Raw genomic sequence first — 2,500 nt, 5'->3', positions numbered from 1 at the left:
GGGAAACCGAGTCTGATAAGGGCGCATAGTCGCGGGCAGTAGACCCGAAACCGGGTGATCTAGTCATGCCCAGGGTGAAGGTGCGGTAACACGCACTGGAGGCCCGAACCCACTCCCGTTGCAAAGGTAGGGGATGAGGTGTGATTAGGAGTGAAAAGCTAATCGAACCCGGAGATAGCTGGTTCTCCTCGAAAGCTATTTAGGTAGCGCCTCATATGTATCCTCTCGGGGGTAGAGCACTGTTATGGCTAGGGGGTCATCGCGACTTACCAAACCATTGCAAACTCCGAATACCGAGACGGACTGTATGGGAGACACACGGCGGGTGCTAACGTCCGTCGTGAAAAGGGAAACAACCCAGACCCACAGCTAAGGTCCCAAATTCACTGCTAAGTGGAAAACCATGTGGAAAGGCACAGACAGCCAGGAGGTTGGCTTAGAAGCAGCCACCCTTTAAAGAAAGCGTAATAGCTCACTGGTCGAGTCGGTCTGCGGGGAAGATTTAACGGGGCTAAGCAGTGAACCGAAGCTTGGGGTGCATAACTTTGTTATGCGCGGTAGAGGAGCGTTCCGTAAGCCGTTGAAGGTGGATTGAGAAGTCTGCTGGAGGTATCGGAAGTGCGAATGCTGACATGAGTAACGATAATGCGGGTGAAAAACCCGCACGCCGAAAGCCCAAGGTTTCCTTGCGCAACGTTAATCGGCGCAGGGTGAGTCGGCCCCTAAGGCGAGGACGAAAGTCGTAGTCGATGGGAAGCAGGTTAATATTCCTGCACCTCGCGTAAGTGCGATGGAGGGACGGAGAAGGTTAGGTGTACCAGGCGTTGGTTGTCCTGGGGAAAGGCGGTAGGTTTGGATCTTTGGCAAATCCGGGATCCTCTAAGACCGAGCACCGAGACGAGCCTTTATGGCGAAGTCACTGATACCACGCTTCCAGGAAAAGCTCCTAAGCTTCAGCTTACGCAGACCGTACCGTAAACCGACACAGGTGGGTAGGATGAGAATTCTCAGGCGCTTGAGAGAACTCGGGTGAAGGAACTAGGCAACATGGCACCGTAACTTCGGGAGAAGGTGCACCCTTTTTGGTGGCTCGTGCGAGCTATAGCTGAAGAGGGTCGCAGTAACCAGGCCGCTGCGACTGTTTATCAAAAACACAGCACTCTGCAAACACGAAAGTGGACGTATAGGGTGTGACGCCTGCCCGGTGCTGGAAGGTTAATTGATGGGGTCAGCCGCAAGGCGAAGCTCTTGATCGAAGCCCCAGTAAACGGCGGCCGTAACTATAACGGTCCTAAGGTAGCGAAATTCCTTGTCGGGTAAGTTCCGACCTGCACGAATGGCGTAACGACAGCGGCGCTGTCTCCACCCGAGACTCAGTGAAATTGAAATCGCTGTGAAGATGCAGCGTTCCCGTGGCAAGACGGAAAGACCCCGTGAACCTTTACTATAGCTTTACACTGAACGTTGAGTTCGTCTGTGTAGGATAGGTGGGAGGCTATGAAACCATGGCGCTAGCTGTGGCGGAGCCATCCTTGAAATACCACCCTGTCGTGCTTGACGTTCTAACCTGGGCCCATTATCTGGGTCGGGGACCGTGTATGGTGGGTAGTTTGACTGGGGCGGTCTCCTCCTAAAGAGTAACGGAGGAGCTCGAAGGTACGCTCAGCGCGGTCGGACATCGCGCACTGTGTGCAAAGGCATAAGCGTGCTTGACTGCAAGATCGACGGATCAAGCAGGTAGGAAACTAGGACTTAGTGATCCGGTGGTTCTGTATGGAAGGGCCATCGCTCAACGGATAAAAGGTACTCCGGGGATAACAGGCTGATACCGCCCAAGAGTTCATATCGACGGCGGTGTTTGGCACCTCGATGTCGGCTCATCACATCCTGGGGCTGTAGTCGGTCCCAAGGGTATGGCTGTTCGCCATTTAAAGTGGTACGCGAGCTGGGTTCAGAACGTCGTGAGACAGTTCGGTCCCTATCTGCCATGGGCGTTGGAGATTTGAGAGGGGCTGCTCCTAGTACGAGAGGACCGGAGTGGACGAACCTCTGGTGTTCCGGTTGTCACGCCAGTGGCATTGCCGGGTAGCTATGTTCGGAAGCGATAACCGCTGAAAGCATCTAAGCGGGAAGCGCGCCTCAAGATGAGATCTCCCGGGGCACAAGCCCCCTGAAGGAACCATGTAGACTACGTGGTTGATAGGTCAGGTGTGTAAGTACAGCAATGTATTGAGCTAACTGATACTAATGATCCGTGCGGCTTGACCATATAACCTCAAGTTGCCTTGGCTTTACGACAGCGTCGTAAGAGCATCCAAGTGCACGCTACGTCACAAGAACTACGAGAGGCAGGCGCCTTATCCAGCTGTATCGGATGGCGACGCTCCAACCGTCTCCCTGGTGAAATTAGCGCTGTGGAACCACCCGATCCCATCCCGAACTCGGAAGTGAAACGCAGCTGCGCCGATGGTAGTGTGGCTCAAGCCATGCGAGAGTAGGT

At 54.3% G+C, this 2,500-nt stretch carries 2 rRNA genes (both only partly in view); both read left to right on the top strand.

From position 1 onward, the window contains the following. Positions 1 to 2,269, top strand: a 23S ribosomal RNA gene (locus Q9Q79_RS20240) (it extends 611 nt beyond the left edge of the window). A 127-nt stretch (positions 2,270 to 2,396) separates the two neighbouring features. Then, positions 2,397 to 2,500: ribosomal RNA gene (rrf, locus tag Q9Q79_RS20235) — 5S ribosomal RNA — on the top strand; it runs 11 nt beyond the window's last position.

Source organism: Stenotrophomonas sp. a6 (assembly GCF_030913325.1).
GTDB classification, from domain to species: domain Bacteria; phylum Pseudomonadota; class Gammaproteobacteria; order Xanthomonadales; family Xanthomonadaceae; genus Stenotrophomonas; species Stenotrophomonas maltophilia.
Note: the sequence above shows the minus strand (reverse complement) of the source record. Positions and strands in the feature narration are given on the sequence as shown.